This window comes from Lentilactobacillus sp. Marseille-Q4993, from assembly GCF_951230165.1.
Classification (GTDB): Bacteria; Bacillota; Bacilli; order Lactobacillales; family Lactobacillaceae; genus Lentilactobacillus.
In genome coordinates this window covers 22,281-39,529 of the sequence record NZ_CATNVB010000011.1, presented here as the reverse complement: position 1 = coordinate 39,529, position 17,249 = coordinate 22,281, and the positions used below count along the sequence as shown (strand labels likewise).

The window sequence follows — 17,249 nt, the reverse complement described above, 5'->3', positions numbered from 1 at the left end:
ATTTATGCTTTGCAAAACTTAAATAAATTTGCTCTTTATGATTAAGATTGGTAATATGACTCTTAGTGAATTAATGAGGTGAAATAATGGCTAACGTTTTATTTGTTTGTCTTGGCAATATCTGTCGCTCTCAGATGGCCGAAACCATATTCAAAAAAATGGTTTCCGATGAAAATCTTAGCGATGTAATTGAAGTTGACTCTGCTGGAACTAGTTCTGAGGAACAGGGGAACCCTCCTCACCCAGGAGCTGTTGCTGAACTACAAAAACGTGGTTTGAGTATGGCAGGCCAAGTTTCCAGACCAATTACCAACGAAGACTTTGATTGGGCAGACCTAATTATCGGAATGGACAATCAAAATATCTTTAACTTGAACCGGGTTGCCAATAGTGATGACAAGGCAAAGATACATCTTTGCTTGGACATTGTTAACGGTAAAAAAGGAGAAGAAATTCAGGATCCTTGGTATGATCATCGATTTGACCGAACATACCAACAATTATCCGAATCTCTTCCTCTATGGTTGGATTACGTTAAGAATAATCTACTTTAACTATTGACGGGCCTCTCGAAGGCCTGTTTTATTTTGGCGCTAACATCAGAGAGTTTCTGCTTACCAACGTATGAACCACGAACCATCAGCCGATTTGTTCCTGTTTTATCACAAGTGACAAGCGTGATGATTTTTTTCTTTGTTTGGTTAACTACTGATACTTTATATGCGGAAATAAACTTTTTTTCGTATATCTTGTACTTGAAGACATTTTTCATATCAGTAAGGTATAAATTTTCGCCGACTTTAGTCCGATAGTATAGCGGTCCAAATAAAACATCATGGTTGATCATATGATGGCCAGCAAGTGGATAATTACCGACTCCCATTTTCTGATCAGGGCGCATTGTTCCTGCAGCCAATGCTAGTGTGTTATTACTAACACCCAGGCCAATCGGTAAGTGGATTTTTGACTTTGGAACCAGAATTTGGCCCACAACTTGGACCGCATTCTTCTTAAGCCTAGCCCTGGTAGTGGTTTGTAAATCTAACGACTTTACCCCACCAAAATCATATGAGACTCCATGGGATTTTTGGTTAGCTCTGGGCGATTTCCGTTTTGCATTACTATTACTAGCTTGGCGTTGGAGCTTTTCAGATTTAACCACCGCATCTCTGGTAACCTTAGGTTGATATGATTTTATTAAATAGGTTTTTATCTGCCTGTTAAATATTAGGGCCAATGAGAGTACGAATAGGCAGACTAACAACGCTCCACTAATGATCTTAACGATTTTTTTCATTTTCACTACTCCATTTTTGAAAGGAACTGATTTATTGGCAAAAAAATATTCGTGGCAACAAAACTTAATTGTCCTGTGGTTTGGAACATTCATGGCCGGAGTTGGTTTCTCAGAAATTATGCCATTTCTATAGCTCTACGTTGATACCTTAGGTAATTTTACAAGAGATCAACTTAGTTTGTACAGTGGAATGGCCTACGCCGCCAGTTACTTAATGACTGCCATCGTCTCGCCACTTTGGGGTAAACTAGCCGATAGAACGGGACGAAAACTAATGCTGGTACGAGCATCATTTGGAATGGCCCTTGTGTTCTTTCTAATGGGATCTGCCACAAACGTTTGGCAATTGATTGTCTACAGACTGATCCAAGGAATTTTCTCGGGCTATATAAGTAACGCAAACGCATTAATCGCCACTCAAGTTCCTAAAAACAAAAGCGGTCAGGCCCTTGGCACCCTTGTCACAGGTAATGTTTCCGGAATGCTAATTGGCCCACTGCTAGGTGGAATTCTGGCTTCTTTCTTCAGTTATCGGGTCACATTTTTCATAACTGGTGGCTTATTGATGTCTGTATTTATTTTAACCCTTTTATTTGTCCATGAAAACTTTAAGCCCGTTGGTAAAGAAGCCATGTTGACAACTCGAGGGGTGGTTAAATCACTGGGAAACGCCCCGTTGGTATTCGGAATGTTTGTGACAACTATGATTATTCAGGCTGCTAACAATTCAATTGCTCCAATCTTGGCTTTATACGTTCGGGAGATTATGCATAATGCTCCGACAACCACATTTTTTAGTGGAGTCGTTGCCGCGGTACCAGGAATAGCAACCCTATTTGCTGCTCCCATTCTTGGTCGAATAGGTGACCGAATCGGCTCTGATAAAATCTTGATGATTGGGTTTGCCCTTGCCATTGTGGTCTACGTGCCAATGGCATTTGTCACCAATGTCTGGCAGTTAATTGGTCTTAGATTCCTGATTGGAATTTCAAACGCCTCGATGCTTCCTGCTGTCCAGGCAATCTTGGCTAAAAACACCCCAAATGAAGTCACCGGTCGGGTGTTCAGTTGGAATCAATCATTCCAAGCAATGGGCAACGTTGCTGGCCCCATGATTGGGTCAGTCGTTTCCACTACTTTTGACTACGCCGGAGTATTTATTTCGACTGCTGTATTAGTGGTCATTAACCTAATCTCCGTTTATCACAACACAAAATCAATGCGAAAATCAATCTCAAAGTAAATAAAAATCCTCGGTAACAAATCAGGTAGTCGTAATTAACTACAAATTCTGATTCTCGCTGAGGATTTTTTGTATAAAAAAAAGCAGGCAAAGACTGCTTTTACTATTAGTTGTTTGTAAGACCGTACTTCTTGTTGAAACGATCGACAGCACCATCTGCTTGAGTAAACTTTTGCTTACCAGTGTAGAATGGATGTGAATCTGATGAAATTTCAACACGGATCAATGGGTAAGTGTTGCCATCTTCCCATTCAACTGTTTCGTCAGAAGTCTTAGTAGACCCTGAAATAAACTTGTATCCGGTACTTGAATCTTGAAATACAACTGTGTGGTAATCTGGATGAATTCCTTGTTTCATTATATATCGCTCCTTTGCCCTGAACCAATGTGATGGCCCAGAGATTATCGATTAGTCAACTTTGTAAGTGTATCATATAATATTATGTTCTTCAATACTATTATGAAAATTAATCTCTAACCAACCTAACGTCTGCGCCGATTGCCGTCAATTTTTCGATGACACTTCCGTATCCTCGCAGAATATTATCAGCTTGATCAATTGTAGTTGTGCCCTTTGCCATCAATCCAGCAATTAGTAGACAGGCTCCGGCTCTAATCTCACCGGCAGAAACTTCTGCTCCCCTTAGATCATCAGTTTGGTCTACCACAATAATTCCCTCATCCGTATCTTCAGACTTAACTTTTGCTCCAAGCTTGTTTAGCTCAGAAATATGCTTGATTCGTTTAGGGTAGATTGTATCAACAATCACGCTTCGACCATTTGCCTTAAGCAGCAGAGGTGTTAACGGCTGCTGAAGATCAGTAGCAAACCCAGGGAACGGCATAACCTTAACCTGAATTGGTTTTAAATCATCAGTTGGAGTGACAAATATCTTATCCTCAGATACCTGGAGATCACAACCCATTTCTTCCATTTTGGCAATATATGATTCCAAATGCTCTGGGATCACATTATCAATCATAATCCCATCACCGACCGCTGCAGCTAATGATAGATACGTTCCAGCCTCGATTCGATCAGGGATAATAGTGTGGGTGTTGGAAGCAATTAACTTCTCGACCCCTTCAATTCTAATAACATCCGTACCTGCTCCCCGAATGTTAGCGCCCATATTATTAAGGAATGTAGCAATATCAATAATTTCAGGCTCTTTTGCAGCGTTACCAATGACCGTAGTTCCAGGGGCCTTAACAGCCGCCAAAATGGCATTAATTGTTGCTCCTACAGAGACCATGTCCAAGAAGATTTGCGCCCCGTGAAGCCCATTTTCTCCCGTAGTAATCGTTACAGTCCCGTTTTCTTCAACCACTTCAGCTCCAAGGGCCTTGAACGCCTTAATATGCTGATCGATTGGTCGAGGACCAATGTTGTCCCCGCCAGGAAAGCTAACCGTTGCTCGGTGAAAACGTCCCAGGAGAGCTCCCATAAAGTAATAAGATGCTCTTAAACTCTTAATTGCTTTACTTGGTAAGGGAGCTTCCACAATATGGGTTGGATCAATTGTTAATACATCATGTTTGAATTCTGAAGAAACGTTCATTGACTCTAGAATCAGCATCAAATTATGAACGTCTAATATATCTGGTACTGAATCAAAACTGACCGGAGTATCCGCTAATATAGCTGCAGGGATCAATGCAACAGTACTATTCTTTGCCCCACCTATAGAAATCTCTCCGGAAAGCCGCTTTCCCCCGTTGACAATTAATTTACTCATTGTAGCTTTCCTCACTTTTTTTGTTCCCGCATTTTTTATGCCATGAAATATATTATAAAAAATAGCAAAAAAATACAATACTTACAGTTGAATTATGCAAGAAAGCATTAATTTCAAACATAAGTTGATTTTACGTTTGGTCGTAAAAAAAGAACCACAACATGATTGTAGCATGTTGCAGTTCTCAATATTATAAACTTGACCGTTTCTAATTAAACCCTTAGAAAACTATTCAAATCTGTAATTATTTTTCATTCTCAAGGTGGAGGTCATTTGCAGCAGCAACAAAATCCTTAAATAGTCCCTCTGGTCGGTTAGGACGAGAAAGGAATTCTGGATGATATTGAGCAGCGACAAAGAACCGCTTCTCTGGAATTTCTACAACTTCAACTAGTCGATTATCAGGAGAAGTACCTGAAATTACGAGCCCCTTAGACTGAACTTCATCACGGTAGGCGTTGTTAAACTCATAACGGTGACGGTGACGTTCTGAAATCACATCTTGGTTGTCATAAGCAGCTGCTGCTCGACTACCAGGCTTCAACTTGCATGGATAAGCACCCAATCTTTGAGTACCACCCATGTCAGAAACATCCTCTTGGTCAGCCATTAGGTCAATAATATTATGTGGTGTATTTTGGTTCATTTCAGTTGAGTTAGCATCCTTATAGTTAAGAACATCGCGAGCAAACTCAACACAAGCCATTTGCATTCCAAGACAAATTCCAAGGTAAGGAATATCATTCTCACGGGCGTATTGAATTGACTTGATCATTCCTTCGATTCCCCGATCACCAAAACCACCAGGGACGATAACTCCATCAGCCCCATCAAGGACGTCAGCAACGTTTTCATCAGTGATTGTTTCTGAATCAAGCATTTGAAGATCAATATCAGCATCCACTACATAACCGGCATGCTTAAGAGCTTCAGCAACTGAGATATAAGCATCTTGAAGACCAACATACTTACCAACCAGTACGATTTTAACAGTCCGCTTAAGGTTTTGTACGTGGTTCTCAAGTTCTTTCCACTCAGACATATCGGCCTTAGGCTTATCAATACCAAAGTGTTCAAGGATTTGTTGATCCATCCCCTGCTCTTGAAGTCTCAATGGAATTGAGTATAGAGTTGGGGCATCTAAAGATTCAATAACAGCTTCTTTTTTAACATCACAGAACAGAGAAATCTTCTTTTTCATCGAATCAGTAACTGGCTTTTCAGATCTAACTACCAGCTGGTTTGGTTGAATCCCAATACTTCTTAATTCTTTAACAGAATGTTGAGTAGGCTTGGTCTTCATTTCCCCAGCAGCTCTTAAATATGGAATCAATGTTGTGTGAATGTAGAAGACGTTTTCGTCTCCTACTTCCGTTTTCATCTGGCGAATTGCCTCAAGGAAAGGCAAAGATTCAATATCTCCAACGGTACCACCAATTTCAGTGATAACGATATCGGCGTCAAGGGTCTTAGCGGCTCGCATGATTTTGTCTTTGATCATACCAGTAATGTGAGGAATAACCTGCACAGTAGCTCCAAGATAATCGCCATGACGTTCTTTGCGGAGTACTTCATCATAAATTTTTCCAGTTGTTACGTTAGAGTATTTATTCAAATTGTTGTCAATAAACCGTTCGTAGTGACCAAGATCCAAATCAGTTTCTGTCCCATCATCGGTAACAAAAACCTCTCCGTGTTGATAAGGGTTCATAGTCCCTGGGTCAACGTTAATATAGGGATCAAACTTTTGAATCGTAACGTTAAGTCCACGATTCTTTAAAAGACGTCCTAGTGATGCAGCAACGATTCCTTTACCTAGTGAAGATACAACCCCACCGGTTACGAAAATATATTTGGTCATTTGAATAATCCTCTCCTCTTAGTAGTTACGGGGAACAAAAAAATAAAAAATCCCTATCCAAATATGAATAGGGAACAAATTAATCATCGCTCAGATGCCCTCGGTTCTATCCCGAGGAGCCCAGAAAATATAATACACAAATCAGAGCTCCGAGTCAAGAAGTTATTTGTTTTTATCTTCGTAGTCGGAGTCGTCTGAATCATCATCAAGTGAGTCATCATCATCCTTAAGGTCAGATAATTCACCTTCGATCCCATCAGGCAAATCATCATCGTCCGCGTCATCAGTATCATCGTCAATATCGGATAAGTCACTGTTGTACTTATCGATATCAGCTGAGTCACTTTCTGGTGCGTCCTCATCATCCTCGTCTTCGTCTACAAATTCATTATCATCATCTTCTGGATCATCTGCATCGTAATCAATAACATCGTCATCGTCAGATGCATCAGCAAGAAAGGCATTAACCTTTCTACGCTTTTTCTTCTTTGGTCTATCTTCATCATCAAGGTCAGTGTGAACAGTGGCCTCATCGATAGATTCGTAGGGATACCAGGTTCTTAAGCCCCAAAGATTATCACCAAGAGAAATGAAACTGCCATCGATGTTCAAATCAGTATAAAACTGCGACAAACGATCACGAATTTCCTTGTTACTATCGCCTAAATACTCTTGAACTGCGTTTGCCAGATCTACAAATGGCATAACGTCACCGCGCTCCGCTAAAATTGCATGAGCCACTTCAATCATCGACAGTTCATTTTTGTTTTGGCCTTCAAAGACTTTTAATTCCAAACTGGTACACGTCCTTTCAACAGTCTAAAAGTAACTATACTCGATTAGACAGTAAATTGCAATGAAATATTATATTTCCCAAGTAATTCACTGCCCCCATAAAGAAGGTAATCGACCTTGATATCACCTCTAAGTGGATTATCAAATAATGAAATTTCCATACTTGGGGTAACCGTTTCAATATCAACCGCGCCGTAAGGAGTCCGATACACGGCAGAAACTCGTTTACCCTGACTGAACAACAATTGAGATTTATTCTCTGCTGTTCTGGTGATTTTTAAGTCCCCACTCGGTAAGATTTTAATTGTGACCGGAACCTTCTTCCCATCGTTGTCTTCTTTGTAGCGCAGGTATAGTGTATTGCCAATTTCAACTAACTGGCCATCAACATCAAGCACGTAGTCTTGACTCTTCCCGTCTTGAATTGTCGTGGTTTCCAAATGAATTTGGACCATGGTACCGTTCCGTTCTTCCACAATGGTTCACCCCTCATTTAATTTCAGCCAATACCATAATTATATATCGTGAGCTCTATTTTGGCATCTTTTTACGTAATTAGTATGATAGACGACATTTTTCAAGTAACCAATAAATTACGCCATTAATATGCTCCGGTAACAATCATTAGATATCTGATATAATAAGGGTTATTAAATCATTTTAAGGGTGAGATAATGAATAATTTCAATTCAATTCACGTAATCGACACAAGCTACTCAATTGCCGATCAATTAGACTCATTTGCGGATACAAATACTCTATTAGAGCTTTGTGAATCCACTCAGGAGGCTTACCTCCACTTCTGGACTACCAAATCTCAAACGATGATTCTGGGCATCAATGATCGGCACGTACCAAACCTGCAATCTGGCCTTCAATACCTTCATCAACAAAACGTTAGTTATTTCCTACGTAATTCAGGTGGGTTAGCAGTAATCTCAGACCCGGGGGTCCTAAACATTTCACTCTTTCTTCCGACTAAAAACACGCCTCTATCGGTTGACGAAGCGTTCACTAAGATTGCTGACCTAATGAAGATGGCCGTTCCAAATTTCAAAATCGATACGTTTGAAATTGAGCACTCGTACTGTCCCGGAAAATTTGACCTAAGCATCAACGGCCAAAAAATAGCGGGAATTGCACAAAGAAGAAATCAAGACGCTTTGGTATTAATGCTCTATCTAAGCGTGACTGGCGATCAGGATAGAAGGTCGGAAATCGTCTCCCAATTTTACCAACAATCCGATGCATATTCTCAAACTAAATGGCATTTTCCAACGGTAATCCCAGAGACAATGACCACTTTATCCAATCTGGATAACTCGTTTACGGGACTTGAAACCGTAAAACAGCGCCTTTATGACGTATTGAGTTCCCAATCGATTTCCGTCACCGATGATACCGACATTACCCTTACTAGCACTGACTACCACCAAGAGCTTATTAAGCAACGGCGTAAAATGGAACTAAGAAACGAACAAATTCCAAGATTTTAGGAGGCACCAATAGTTTGACATATAAAAGTAACCAACTTGACCGCGAAAAGGTCTTTCGTGATCCAGTCCATAATTATGTATACGTAAAATATCAAGTAATTCTTGACCTTATCAACACCAGCGAATTTCAACGATTAAGACGGATCCACCAACTTGGGACAACCCCACTCATTTTTCACGGAGCTGAACACTCACGGTTTTCTCACTCCCTTGGGGTCTATGAAATTGCCAGACGGATTACTGAAGCCTTCCAAAAAAACTACCCAAGCAAATATCGAGGAGATGGCCTTTGGAACAATGATGAAGAATTAGTCACCCTTTGTGCTGCCCTTCTTCACGACATTGGTCATGGCCCTTATTCTCACACGTTTGAACATATTTTCCACACTGACCACGAAGCGATTACCCGTCAAATTATTACCTCACCAGAAACGGAAATCAACCAAGTCCTTCGTGGAATTGGCGATGACTTTCCAGAAAAAGTTGCCTCGGTTATCAACAAAACGTACCCCAATAAGCAGGTGGTCGAAATTATTTCCAGTCAACTTGACGCAGATCGAATGGATTATCTACTTAGAGATGCTTACAATACTGGGGTAAAATATGGTACATTTGACATTGCTAGAATTCTCGAATGTATGCGGCCATACAGTGATGGCATTTGTTTTGAAATGAACGGTATGCACGCGGTTGAAGACTACATCGTAAGTCGGTTCCAAATGTATCAACAGGTATATTTCCACCCAGTTTCACGCTCAATGGAAGTAATTCTTAACCGGTTATTATCCCGGGCAAAAGAAATATTCACTGATAACCAAGTTACCAATGCTCAGACGCCATACCTGTTATTACCGTTTTTCGCCAAAAAGTTCAACTTGGATGATTACCTTCAGCTAGATGACGGCGTCCTTAACACCTACTTCATCCATTGGAAACGGTATCCGGATGATATTCTCAGTGATTTGGCGACCCACTTCATTGACCGGAAACCACTCAAGTCGGTTCGGTTCACAGACGAATCAAAAAAACTGATTCCGGAACTCCAAGAATTGATTGAACGAGCAGGGTTTAATCCGAAGTACTACACCGCTACCGATGATAGTTTCGACCTGCCGTACGATGCTTACACGCCTGCTAAAAAACAAATTCAACTGATTCAAAAGGACGAAACATTGGTACAACTATCCACTGTTAGTCCGATTGTTAGTGCTATTGCGGACAGGTCCGAGGGAGATAACCGCTTCTTCTTCCCCAAAGATATGTTAGGGAAAAAGCCAAGTATTGACCTCTTCCAACCAGAATACGATGAATTCTCAAGCCATATAAAAAACGATACGTTAATTTAAGGAGATTTTTATGGACATCAAACTAATTGCCATTGATATCGATGGTACGCTACTCAATGACGATCATGAGTTGACCCAAAATACGATTGATGCGATTACTGCAGCCAGAGAGAAAGGAGTAAAGGTAGTACTCTGTACCGGCCGACCTCTAAGTGGGGTTAAACCTTACCTCGATAAGTTAGCCATCGATGGCAAAGAAGAATACGCCATTACATTTAACGGGGCAATGGCTCAAAACCTTGAAGGAACTGTAATCACTCACCATACCCTGGCATACGATGACTTTCTGCTGACTGAAATGTACAGTCGAAAATACAATGCTCACTACCAAATTGAAACCACCGACGAGATTATTGCAACCAACCAAGAACTTAGCCCATTTACCATTGGTGAAAGCTACTTGGTAAGATTGCCAATCGTCTACAAAACACCCGAGCAGATTACGAATGACCTAACAATCTCTAAGGCAATGTTTGTTGATTTTCCTGAAGTGATTGATCGGTTGAAAACGGAATTACCAAAATCACTGAGCGAAGACCTTTATGTAGTTCAAAGTGAACCATACTTCATCGAAGTCATGAATAAAAAAGCAAGTAAAGGTAATACCCTTTCTGAGTTGGCCGAACAATTAGGTTTGACAGCTGAAAACGTGATGGCTATCGGCGATCAGGGTAATGATTTAACAATGGTCAAATATGCTGGGATGGGCGTCGCAATGGGTAACGGAATTGATGATGTCAAGGCAGCTGCCAATTTTGTAACTAAGACAAATCAAGAAAATGGGGTTGCCTACGCAATCAACAAGTATGTAAACGAAAAATAGTCCAGTAAAAAACCTTTCAAGCTAAGACTTCTTAGTTTGAAAGGTTTTTCTTCTGCTAATTATAGTTCAGGTAACACAATTCCCAAGAGAATCAAGATGGCCCCGACCGCCAGCAAGACTCTGGCTAATCGATTCACCTTGATTGGTTGGTTCTTAACCTGGGCAACATCCTTAGTTGCCACTTGAGGTCCTAAGTTTTCTTGTTCCAAGTCGGTTCTCTTTTTTCCAGGCCGTTTCCAGCCAGTAAACAAGTGACCATCTTTCACGATGAGAAATGCCGCCACCACGACTGCAGCTAACCCCAACATAAAGTTAACATTGCCAACGTCAAGTGGTTTAAAAAAAAGCATCGCTAACCCATCGACAACGATTAACATAACAACTGCTGTTAGAGTTGGATACTTTATTTTTTTCATTTAGGCTCCTCGCCGTGGAATCGGTTATTAAACAGAGGACTAACCGGTTTGTTTTCATTAATTCTCTTAATAGCATCCCCAATAAGTGGACCAACTGAAACTTGAACAACTTTATCCAATTGTTTGTCCTTAGGAAGTTGAATCGTATCTGTAACAACTAGCTTCTTAATAGGTGACTTACTAATGCGATCCATTGCCGGTCCAGATAACACTGGATGAGTACAGCAAGCATAAACTTCCTTGGCACCGGCATCCATTAATGCTTGGGCTCCAAGAGTAATCGTTCCAGCTGTATCAATCATGTCATCAATCATCAAACAGCGTTTTCCCTTAACGTCACCAATAATGTTCATAATCTCGGCAACATTTGCTTCTGGTCGTCGCTTATCAATAATGGCAATTGGCTTTTCCAAAAATTCGGCCAAGGCACGGGCCCGACTAACCCCACCATGATCGGGAGAAACAACAACTGTATCCTCCTCAAAATCGTGGTTTAAAAAGTAGTCTGCCAGCAATGGAGCACCCATCAAATGATCGACAGGAATATCAAAAAATCCTTGAATTTGAGCGGCATGGAGATCAAGGGTAAGAACTCGGTCTACCCCGTCCTTTTGGAGCATGTTCGCAACTAGCTTAGCGGTGATTGGTTCGCGGGAACGAGCCTTTCTATCTTGACGAGCATAGCCGTAATATGGAATGACAACGTTGATGGTACCGGCACTTGCTCGTCTAAGAGCATCAACCATGATTAATAATTCCATCAAATTGTCGTTAACCGGAGCTGAGGTTGATTGGATAATAAAAATATTATCCCCCCGAATACTTTCATCGATATTAATTCGAATTTCGCCATCACTAAACCGGTCCACCGAAGTTTTTCCCAGTGGTACCCCAACCGTTTCGGCAATTTTTTCTGCCAACGGTTTATTGGAATTTAGTGCGAAGATTTTCAATTTTTCATCAAAATAATGCTGAGCCATAGGATCCTCCAAATTGGTTTTTGCTACCTAAATTATACAATGAATTTACTTATTTATCATTGCTAATCTTTTTGATAAGGTAATTTTTTATAGTACCCCGGTTTATTCGTCTGTCTTTCCCTAGCAATAGCCATATCGTATTTTTCAACATCCTTATTGATTGTTGACCCCGCTGCGATAAATGAATGATCTGCCACGTTAAGCGGTGCAATCAAGTTAGAGTTGCTACCGATAAATGAATCGTCGCCAACCACTGTTTCGTGTTTCTTTGCGCCATCGTAATTTACGAATACGACCCCACAGCCAACGTTAATATTTTTACCTAACTTGGCGTTACCAACGTAAGTTAAATGGCCTACTTTAGTTCCTGCGCCAATAGTTGATTTCTTTACTTCAACGAAATTACCAAGGTGAACACCCTCACCAATCAATGAGTCTGGTCTCAAATGACTATTTGGCCCAATATCTGAACCGGTCATCATTTCAGAATTCTCAATCATTGAGGAAGTTACTTTAACGTTATCGTGTAAAGTTGAATCCACGATTTCTGAATGAGCCCCAAGATAACAACCCTCACCAATCACAGTTTGACCCTTTAGTTGAACACCAGGTTCGATAACTGTGTCAGCGCCAATCTTAACATCAACGTCAATGTACGTTGAATCAGGATCAACAAACGAGATCCCATCTTTCATATGACTTTCGTTAATACGCTGCTGCATGATTTTAGTTGCCTTTGACAGAGCAACTCTATCGTTAACACCCATTGATTCGTAGAAATTGTCCATCTTAAATGCGGCAATGGTCTTGCCCTGTTTCTTGAGGATTTCAATAACATCAGTTAAATAGTACTCACCCTGGGCATTATCATTACTGATTTCATGGAGTGCAGCAAAGAGTGATTTATTATCAAACGCATAGACTCCAGTATTAATTTCAGTAATTGCCTGTTCTTCTGGGGTGGCATCTTTTTGCTCAACGATTCGTTCAACGATGCCCAAATCATTTCTAACGATCCGACCATACCCCGTTGGATTATCGGTTTGAGAAGTTAGAATCGTTACCGCTGCTTTTTTATTTTGATGATATGCAAAAAGGTTATCGAACGTATGGGCGGTAAATAATGGAGTATCACCTGATACGACCATCGTGGTTCCCTCCAAGTTACCTAATAAATCCTCTGCTTGAAGGACAGCATGACCAGTCCCCAACTGCTCTTCTTGAACCGCATACTTAGTTCTATCGCCAAGATTCTCCTCAACAGCTTCAGCTCCATGGCCAACGATTGTTACTACGTTATCAATATTGGCTTTTTCAACCTCTGTTAGGACGTGATCAACCATCGTTTTACCGCATAATCTGTGAAGCACCTTGTACAATTTTGATTTCATTCTTGTGCCCTTACCCGCAGCAAGAATTATCGTGTTTTTAGTTGCCATTTTATTAAATTACTCCCAATATTTCCCTAAAATACTTTTTCTAAAAAGTTTCCTCGCTTAGCTCGAATACCGTTATTTTCAGCGTCAACCGTCATGAGTGATGTGTAGTCACCAACTCCTCGGTTTTCACTTCTGGTACTTTCAGCGACGACACCAACGCCAATCAAATTGGCCTCAAATTCCTCTACCATTGAGATCATCCCACTGATGGTTCCACCACCACGCATATAATCATCAACAATTAGAACATTGGCACCCTTTTTCAAACTTCGCTTCGACAATGACATTTTTTCGATTCGTTCGCTAGAACCAGAAACGTAGTTGACATTGACGGTAGAGCCTTCGGTAATCTCTGTGTCGTGGCGAACAATTACAAACGGTACATCCAGTAACGTTGCAACAGCCTGAGCGATTGGAACTCCTTTAGTAGCAATCGTCATAACCGCATCTACTTTTTGGTTTAGGTATTGAGTCGCAAAAACTCGCCCTATTTGCCGTAGAGTTTCTGGATCACCAAGTAAATCGGACATGTAAACATATCCACCTGGGAGATACCGATCAGATGACTTCATTTGCTCAGTCATCTCATCAACAAATTCAGTAGCCTCTTCTTTAAGGATATACGGCAAAAAACGGGTCCCTCCTGCGGCGCCCGGAATTGTTTCTAATAAGCCAGTTCCCCGGTCTTGAAATGTTCTTTTTAAAATGGTTAGGTCTTCACTAATTGAAGACTTTGCTGATTCATATCTCTCTGAGAAAAATGTTAGCGGCACTAGCGTATGAGGACGCTCTAGTAGATACCGTGTCATATCAATGAGTCTGTCACTTCTGCGTACTTTCAAAATCCCACCTCGTTACATATGTAATATCTACTAAATTTTATCATAAATGTTCGGGTTTTGGCATAAAAACTGCTAATTTAACCAAATATATTATTCCTATCCTCTGGTTCTTACCGAATTAAAAATCAATGCACACCCGTATATTGCGGTTTCAATCGTTGAAATGAAGAAAGTTACTGGCCAATTCGTAACATAGCCTAAATAAAGTCCTAGCCAAACACCAAACAAGGCAAATCCTGCAGCTAAAACAATCATGTGACTTACTGTGTGGGCAAAGTACTTAGCCGCTGCAGCAGGTAATGTTAAGAGGATAAAAATCAATAACGAACCAACTATCTGGGCAGCCACACTAACGCTCATTGCCAATAAAACTAAAAAAATAATTGAAATGATTGCTGGGTTTACCCCGTTGATCGTAGCTCCAACTGGATCGAATGAATCTGCTTTTAGATTACGGTAAATGAACATAACTATTACAAGAACGGCAGCCGACAACCATGCCATTAAAATAACGTCTTGATGACTAATCCCAATAACGCTACCAAACAAAATGTTAGTGGCATAACTAGCATTCTTATTCGCCAATGATAAAAATAAAATGCCGAGTCCAATAAACAAACCAGAAATTGCAGAAATCACCGCTTCTCGGCGCGACTCAACCTTACTACTCAGTTGGCCAACCATAATGGAACTAATCGTAGTAAAAGTAAGCATTCCAACTAACGGCATCCACCCCATAAAAATGGCAAACGATGCCCCAGCAAATCCAATTTCTGATAACGTATGCGTCATAAATGACATATTTCTTGCAATAACAAAAACACCAATCGTGGCACTAACGATAGCAATTAGCGTTCCTGCTACGTAGGCGTTTCTCATAAAATCTAAACTAAACATGATGATTCTCCTTCACTTCGCTTGGTAACTCGGCCATCGTTCCCTTTACATACCCATCCTTTTTAATCCATAAAAAGTGGTCTGGATACTGGTCAATCAAACTTAAATCATGGGTAACAAACAAAACCGACACGTGTTCTTCGCGATTGATTTTTGAAATCATGTCTAGCAATTCAATCTTGGTATTTGGATCTAGACTGGCAGTTGATTCATCAAGAATCAATAAGTTTGGTTCATTTACTAGTGCCGAGGCCAGGTAAGCCTTTTGCTTTTCTCCACCTGAAGAAAGTCCTAGTGGATGGTCGGCAATCTTGGTCAGTCCCGTCAGCTTAATCACCCGTTCAACTGCCTTTCTTTCTCGGCCTGATAGAAATGGCAATTTGATTCCCGTAAAGCTAAGTGCTATAAAATCACGAATTGACAGTGGGTACTCTACATCGATATTCCTAAACTGAGGAACATAACCGACTTTGATGTTCTTGGACCGAAAGACTGTTCCGGTTGTTGGTCGCAGTTTATTGAGTAAAACCCTGATTAAGGTTGTTTTCCCAATTCCGTTTTCACCGATAACAGTTAAAAACTCACCCTGGTCAATCGCAAAGGTGAGATTTTTAAATAAAGTTCGCCCCGAAAAGGCAACTTCAAGATTATTCACTTTAATTAATTCTGACGTCAAACTATCTCTCCTCTGGTAAAAAGTAATAATTACTTTTTAAATTTAAAGGTAAGTAACTATAAAGTCAAGCTTTCCTTAGGATTATAACCAAATGTTCCCTTCATTATTTGAACAAGATAGACTTCATCACAAAACCCAGAAATACTGTTATAGACTCGTTTTGCCCGTGACTGTTGACGACAAATTCCAAAAACAGTCGGCCCACTGCCAGTCATCAGTGCCCCATCAGCACCATATTTAACGAGCCGTTCTTTAATTATCTGAACTTGCCTATTACGAGTGCTAGTAATTGTTTCCAAAGAATTTCCTAGATTATTAACAATTCCTTGAAGCGAACCTTTTCTCACCGCATCAAGGAGAGCATCAATGTCGGGATGATCAACCTCTTGTTTGAATAATTGTCTAACAACTCGCGGAGTGGACACACTAATATTTGGTTTTGCTAACACTAACCACATAGAGGGCAAAGAACCAAGGGGTTTGATTATCTCCCCTTTTCCAGTCATGTGAGCCGTTTTACCGTAAACGCAATAAGGAACATCAGCATCGATTTTTAGCCCCATTAGTGCTAATTTTTCGAGGGAGTAGCCCGTCTTGAAGATTTGATTCAACCCTCGCAGAACTGCTGCTGCATCAGATGAACCCCCACCAAGTCCGGCAGCTACCGGAATATGCTTTTCAATCTCAATATTGACTCCAGATTTGATCCCGCTAGTCGCAAAGAAAATTTTAGCGGCTTGGTATGCTAAATTATGATTATCTTCAGGTAAAAAGCCACTATCCGACAAAACACTAATCTTATGATCATTAGTTATTTCAAGCGATACATAATCACATAGGGTAATTGAAGTCATCACCATATTCCACTGAATCGTTTTTTCGTCACTATCGATGATTGCATCAAGGCCAAGGTTTAGTTTGGCTGGCGCCCTAACGATTATTTTCAATGACTTCACCCCCCACAGATACTGTTTAAAAAAAGTATACTAAAAAAGTGATTAAAAGTCAGTTTATGACTAATTTTAGGCAAAAAAAAAGGACCTTATGGCCCCCCAACAATTTAATCACCCTGGACTTCAGCAAATTCAATCTTAATGTTCTTCGTGAGAATGTCTGTATAACTATACGACACTCTTTCCAAACTAGAAGCATTCGGATCAAGCTCGACAACAAACACAGCAGGAAATGTTTCCCGCAAAATCCCCTCGCGCGTTGTCGTCTTTCTTCGTCCAATTTGAGAAGTAACACTAACATGTTGTCCAATATGATCATCAATCTTATGTTTGATCACAGATAATGTGACAGGCATAATCATCACCTCACGATAATCAATTATACCGCAATTTTTAAGAAATTGCAAATTTTACCATAAGAATCCTTTTGTATCAACACTTATTTA

18 protein-coding genes and 1 pseudogene are annotated in these 17,249 nt (G+C 40.4%); 5 read left to right on the top strand and 14 right to left on the bottom strand.

Annotated features, from left to right (window positions below):
• The first annotated feature begins 86 nt into the window (after positions 1-86).
• Complete coding sequence (locus QOW94_RS05895; RefSeq protein ID WP_283679332.1) at positions 87-554, top strand: low molecular weight protein-tyrosine-phosphatase; 468 nt, start codon at positions 87-89, stop codon at positions 552-554.
• Here the strand turns inward: QOW94_RS05895 and QOW94_RS05890 are convergent.
• Positions 551-1,297 carry a class A sortase gene (locus QOW94_RS05890; protein ID WP_283679331.1) on the bottom strand — a complete coding sequence of 249 codons (747 nt, stop codon included), beginning with the start codon at positions 1,295-1,297 and terminating at the stop codon, positions 551-553. The two genes, QOW94_RS05895 and QOW94_RS05890, sit on opposite strands and share 4 nt — an antisense overlap.
• Between QOW94_RS05890 and QOW94_RS05885 the strand changes: the two are divergent.
• Positions 1,275-2,540 (top strand): annotated as a pseudogene (locus QOW94_RS05885) (multidrug efflux MFS transporter). The gene QOW94_RS05890 and the pseudogene QOW94_RS05885 overlap by 23 nt on opposite strands.
• Positions 2,541-2,646: 106 nt before the next feature.
• On the opposite strand, the gene QOW94_RS05880 reads toward QOW94_RS05885, so the two are convergent.
• The 5 genes from QOW94_RS05880 to QOW94_RS05860 all read right to left on the bottom strand — a co-directional run bounded on the left by QOW94_RS05880 (position 2,647) and on the right by QOW94_RS05860 (position 7,390).
• Positions 2,647-2,898 (bottom strand): type B 50S ribosomal protein L31, encoded by a 252-nt coding sequence (locus QOW94_RS05880; protein ID WP_283679330.1) that lies wholly within the window; start codon positions 2,896-2,898, stop codon positions 2,647-2,649.
• Between the two features lie 109 nt (positions 2,899-3,007).
• Entirely contained in the window at positions 3,008-4,279 is a 1,272-nt protein-coding gene (murA, locus tag QOW94_RS05875; protein ID WP_283679329.1) for a UDP-N-acetylglucosamine 1-carboxyvinyltransferase, read from the bottom strand.
• Positions 4,280-4,523: 244 nt separating this feature from the next.
• A complete protein-coding gene (gene pyrG, locus QOW94_RS05870) occupies positions 4,524-6,140 on the bottom strand; it encodes a CTP synthase (RefSeq protein ID WP_283679328.1) in 1,617 nt (538 codons plus the stop codon).
• A 162-nt stretch (positions 6,141-6,302) separates the two neighbouring features.
• Entirely contained in the window at positions 6,303-6,935 is a 633-nt protein-coding gene (gene rpoE / locus QOW94_RS05865) for a DNA-directed RNA polymerase subunit delta (RefSeq protein WP_283679327.1), read from the bottom strand.
• A 44-nt stretch (positions 6,936-6,979) separates the two neighbouring features.
• Positions 6,980-7,390, bottom strand: coding sequence for a YwiB family protein (locus tag QOW94_RS05860; RefSeq protein WP_283679357.1), 411 nt, complete (start codon positions 7,388-7,390; stop codon positions 6,980-6,982).
• Positions 7,391-7,609: 219 nt separating this feature from the next.
• Here QOW94_RS05860 and QOW94_RS05855 point away from each other — a divergent pair, with 219 nt between their 5' ends.
• From QOW94_RS05855 to yidA, 3 genes are read left to right on the top strand one after another with little or no spacing between them, the layout of a single operon-like run.
• Entirely contained in the window at positions 7,610-8,431 is an 822-nt protein-coding gene (locus QOW94_RS05855) for a lipoyl protein ligase domain-containing protein (RefSeq protein ID WP_283679326.1), read from the top strand.
• 14 nt (positions 8,432-8,445) lie between these two features.
• Entirely contained in the window at positions 8,446-9,777 is a 1,332-nt protein-coding gene (locus tag QOW94_RS05850) for an HD domain-containing protein (RefSeq protein ID WP_283679325.1), read from the top strand.
• 10 nt (positions 9,778-9,787) lie between these two features.
• On the top strand, positions 9,788-10,600 hold the full coding sequence (gene yidA / locus QOW94_RS05845) for a sugar-phosphatase (RefSeq protein ID WP_283679324.1): 813 nt from the start codon (positions 9,788-9,790) through the stop codon (positions 10,598-10,600).
• Between the two features lie 59 nt (positions 10,601-10,659).
• Here the strand turns inward: yidA and QOW94_RS05840 are convergent, their stop codons facing one another.
• The 8 genes from QOW94_RS05840 to QOW94_RS05805 form a co-directional block, all read right to left on the bottom strand.
• Positions 10,660-11,016 (bottom strand): DUF3899 domain-containing protein, encoded by a 357-nt coding sequence (locus QOW94_RS05840; RefSeq protein WP_283679323.1) that lies wholly within the window; start codon positions 11,014-11,016, stop codon positions 10,660-10,662.
• Complete coding sequence (locus QOW94_RS05835) at positions 11,013-11,996, bottom strand: ribose-phosphate diphosphokinase (RefSeq protein ID WP_283679322.1); 984 nt, start codon at positions 11,994-11,996, stop codon at positions 11,013-11,015. Before QOW94_RS05835 ends, QOW94_RS05840 begins: the two co-directional genes overlap by 4 nt.
• A gap of 62 nt (positions 11,997-12,058) precedes the next feature.
• Positions 12,059-13,435: a bifunctional UDP-N-acetylglucosamine diphosphorylase/glucosamine-1-phosphate N-acetyltransferase GlmU gene (glmU, locus tag QOW94_RS05830; RefSeq protein WP_283679321.1), complete on the bottom strand. Its 1,377-nt coding sequence runs from the start codon at positions 13,433-13,435 to the stop codon at positions 12,059-12,061.
• Between the two features lie 26 nt (positions 13,436-13,461).
• Entirely contained in the window at positions 13,462-14,277 is an 816-nt protein-coding gene (gene purR, locus QOW94_RS05825; RefSeq protein ID WP_283679320.1) for a pur operon repressor, read from the bottom strand.
• Positions 14,278-14,373: 96 nt separating this feature from the next.
• Positions 14,374-15,174: a metal ABC transporter permease gene (locus QOW94_RS05820; RefSeq protein ID WP_283679319.1), complete on the bottom strand. Its 801-nt coding sequence runs from the start codon at positions 15,172-15,174 to the stop codon at positions 14,374-14,376.
• Positions 15,167-15,850, bottom strand: coding sequence for a metal ABC transporter ATP-binding protein (locus tag QOW94_RS05815; protein ID WP_283679318.1), 684 nt, complete (start codon positions 15,848-15,850; stop codon positions 15,167-15,169). Before QOW94_RS05815 ends, QOW94_RS05820 begins: the two co-directional genes overlap by 8 nt.
• 56 nt (positions 15,851-15,906) lie before the next feature.
• On the bottom strand, positions 15,907-16,797 hold the full coding sequence (gene ispE, locus QOW94_RS05810) for a 4-(cytidine 5'-diphospho)-2-C-methyl-D-erythritol kinase (RefSeq protein ID WP_283679317.1): 891 nt from the start codon (positions 16,795-16,797) through the stop codon (positions 15,907-15,909).
• Between the two features lie 113 nt (positions 16,798-16,910).
• On the bottom strand, positions 16,911-17,159 hold the full coding sequence (locus QOW94_RS05805) for a Veg family protein (RefSeq protein ID WP_283679316.1): 249 nt from the start codon (positions 17,157-17,159) through the stop codon (positions 16,911-16,913).
• Positions 17,160-17,249: the final 90 nt, after the last annotated feature.

What these genes read in the sequence shown, in the direction of transcription:
- QOW94_RS05895 (WP_283679332.1), top strand. Translation starts at nt 87, where the DNA reads ATGGCTAACGTTTTATTTGTTTGTCTTGGCAATATCTGTCGCTCTCAG.
- QOW94_RS05890 (WP_283679331.1), bottom strand. Translation starts at nt 1,297, where the DNA reads ATGAAAAAAATCGTTAAGATCATTAGTGGAGCGTTGTTAGTCTGCCTA.
- QOW94_RS05880 (WP_283679330.1), bottom strand. Translation starts at nt 2,898, where the DNA reads ATGAAACAAGGAATTCATCCAGATTACCACACAGTTGTATTTCAAGAT.
- murA (WP_283679329.1), bottom strand. Translation starts at nt 4,279, where the DNA reads ATGAGTAAATTAATTGTCAACGGGGGAAAGCGGCTTTCCGGAGAGATT.
- pyrG (WP_283679328.1), bottom strand. Translation starts at nt 6,140, where the DNA reads ATGACCAAATATATTTTCGTAACCGGTGGGGTTGTATCTTCACTAGGT.
- QOW94_RS05860 (WP_283679357.1), bottom strand. Translation starts at nt 7,390, where the DNA reads ATGGTCCAAATTCATTTGGAAACCACGACAATTCAAGACGGGAAGAGT.
- QOW94_RS05855 (WP_283679326.1), top strand. Translation starts at nt 7,610, where the DNA reads ATGAATAATTTCAATTCAATTCACGTAATCGACACAAGCTACTCAATT.
- yidA (WP_283679324.1), top strand. Translation starts at nt 9,788, where the DNA reads ATGGACATCAAACTAATTGCCATTGATATCGATGGTACGCTACTCAAT.
- QOW94_RS05840 (WP_283679323.1), bottom strand. Translation starts at nt 11,016, where the DNA reads ATGAAAAAAATAAAGTATCCAACTCTAACAGCAGTTGTTATGTTAATC.
- QOW94_RS05835 (WP_283679322.1), bottom strand. Translation starts at nt 11,996, where the DNA reads ATGGCTCAGCATTATTTTGATGAAAAATTGAAAATCTTCGCACTAAAT.
- glmU (WP_283679321.1), bottom strand. Translation starts at nt 13,435, where the DNA reads ATGGCAACTAAAAACACGATAATTCTTGCTGCGGGTAAGGGCACAAGA.
- QOW94_RS05820 (WP_283679319.1), bottom strand. Translation starts at nt 15,174, where the DNA reads ATGTTTAGTTTAGATTTTATGAGAAACGCCTACGTAGCAGGAACGCTA.
- QOW94_RS05805 (WP_283679316.1), bottom strand. Translation starts at nt 17,159, where the DNA reads ATGCCTGTCACATTATCTGTGATCAAACATAAGATTGATGATCATATT.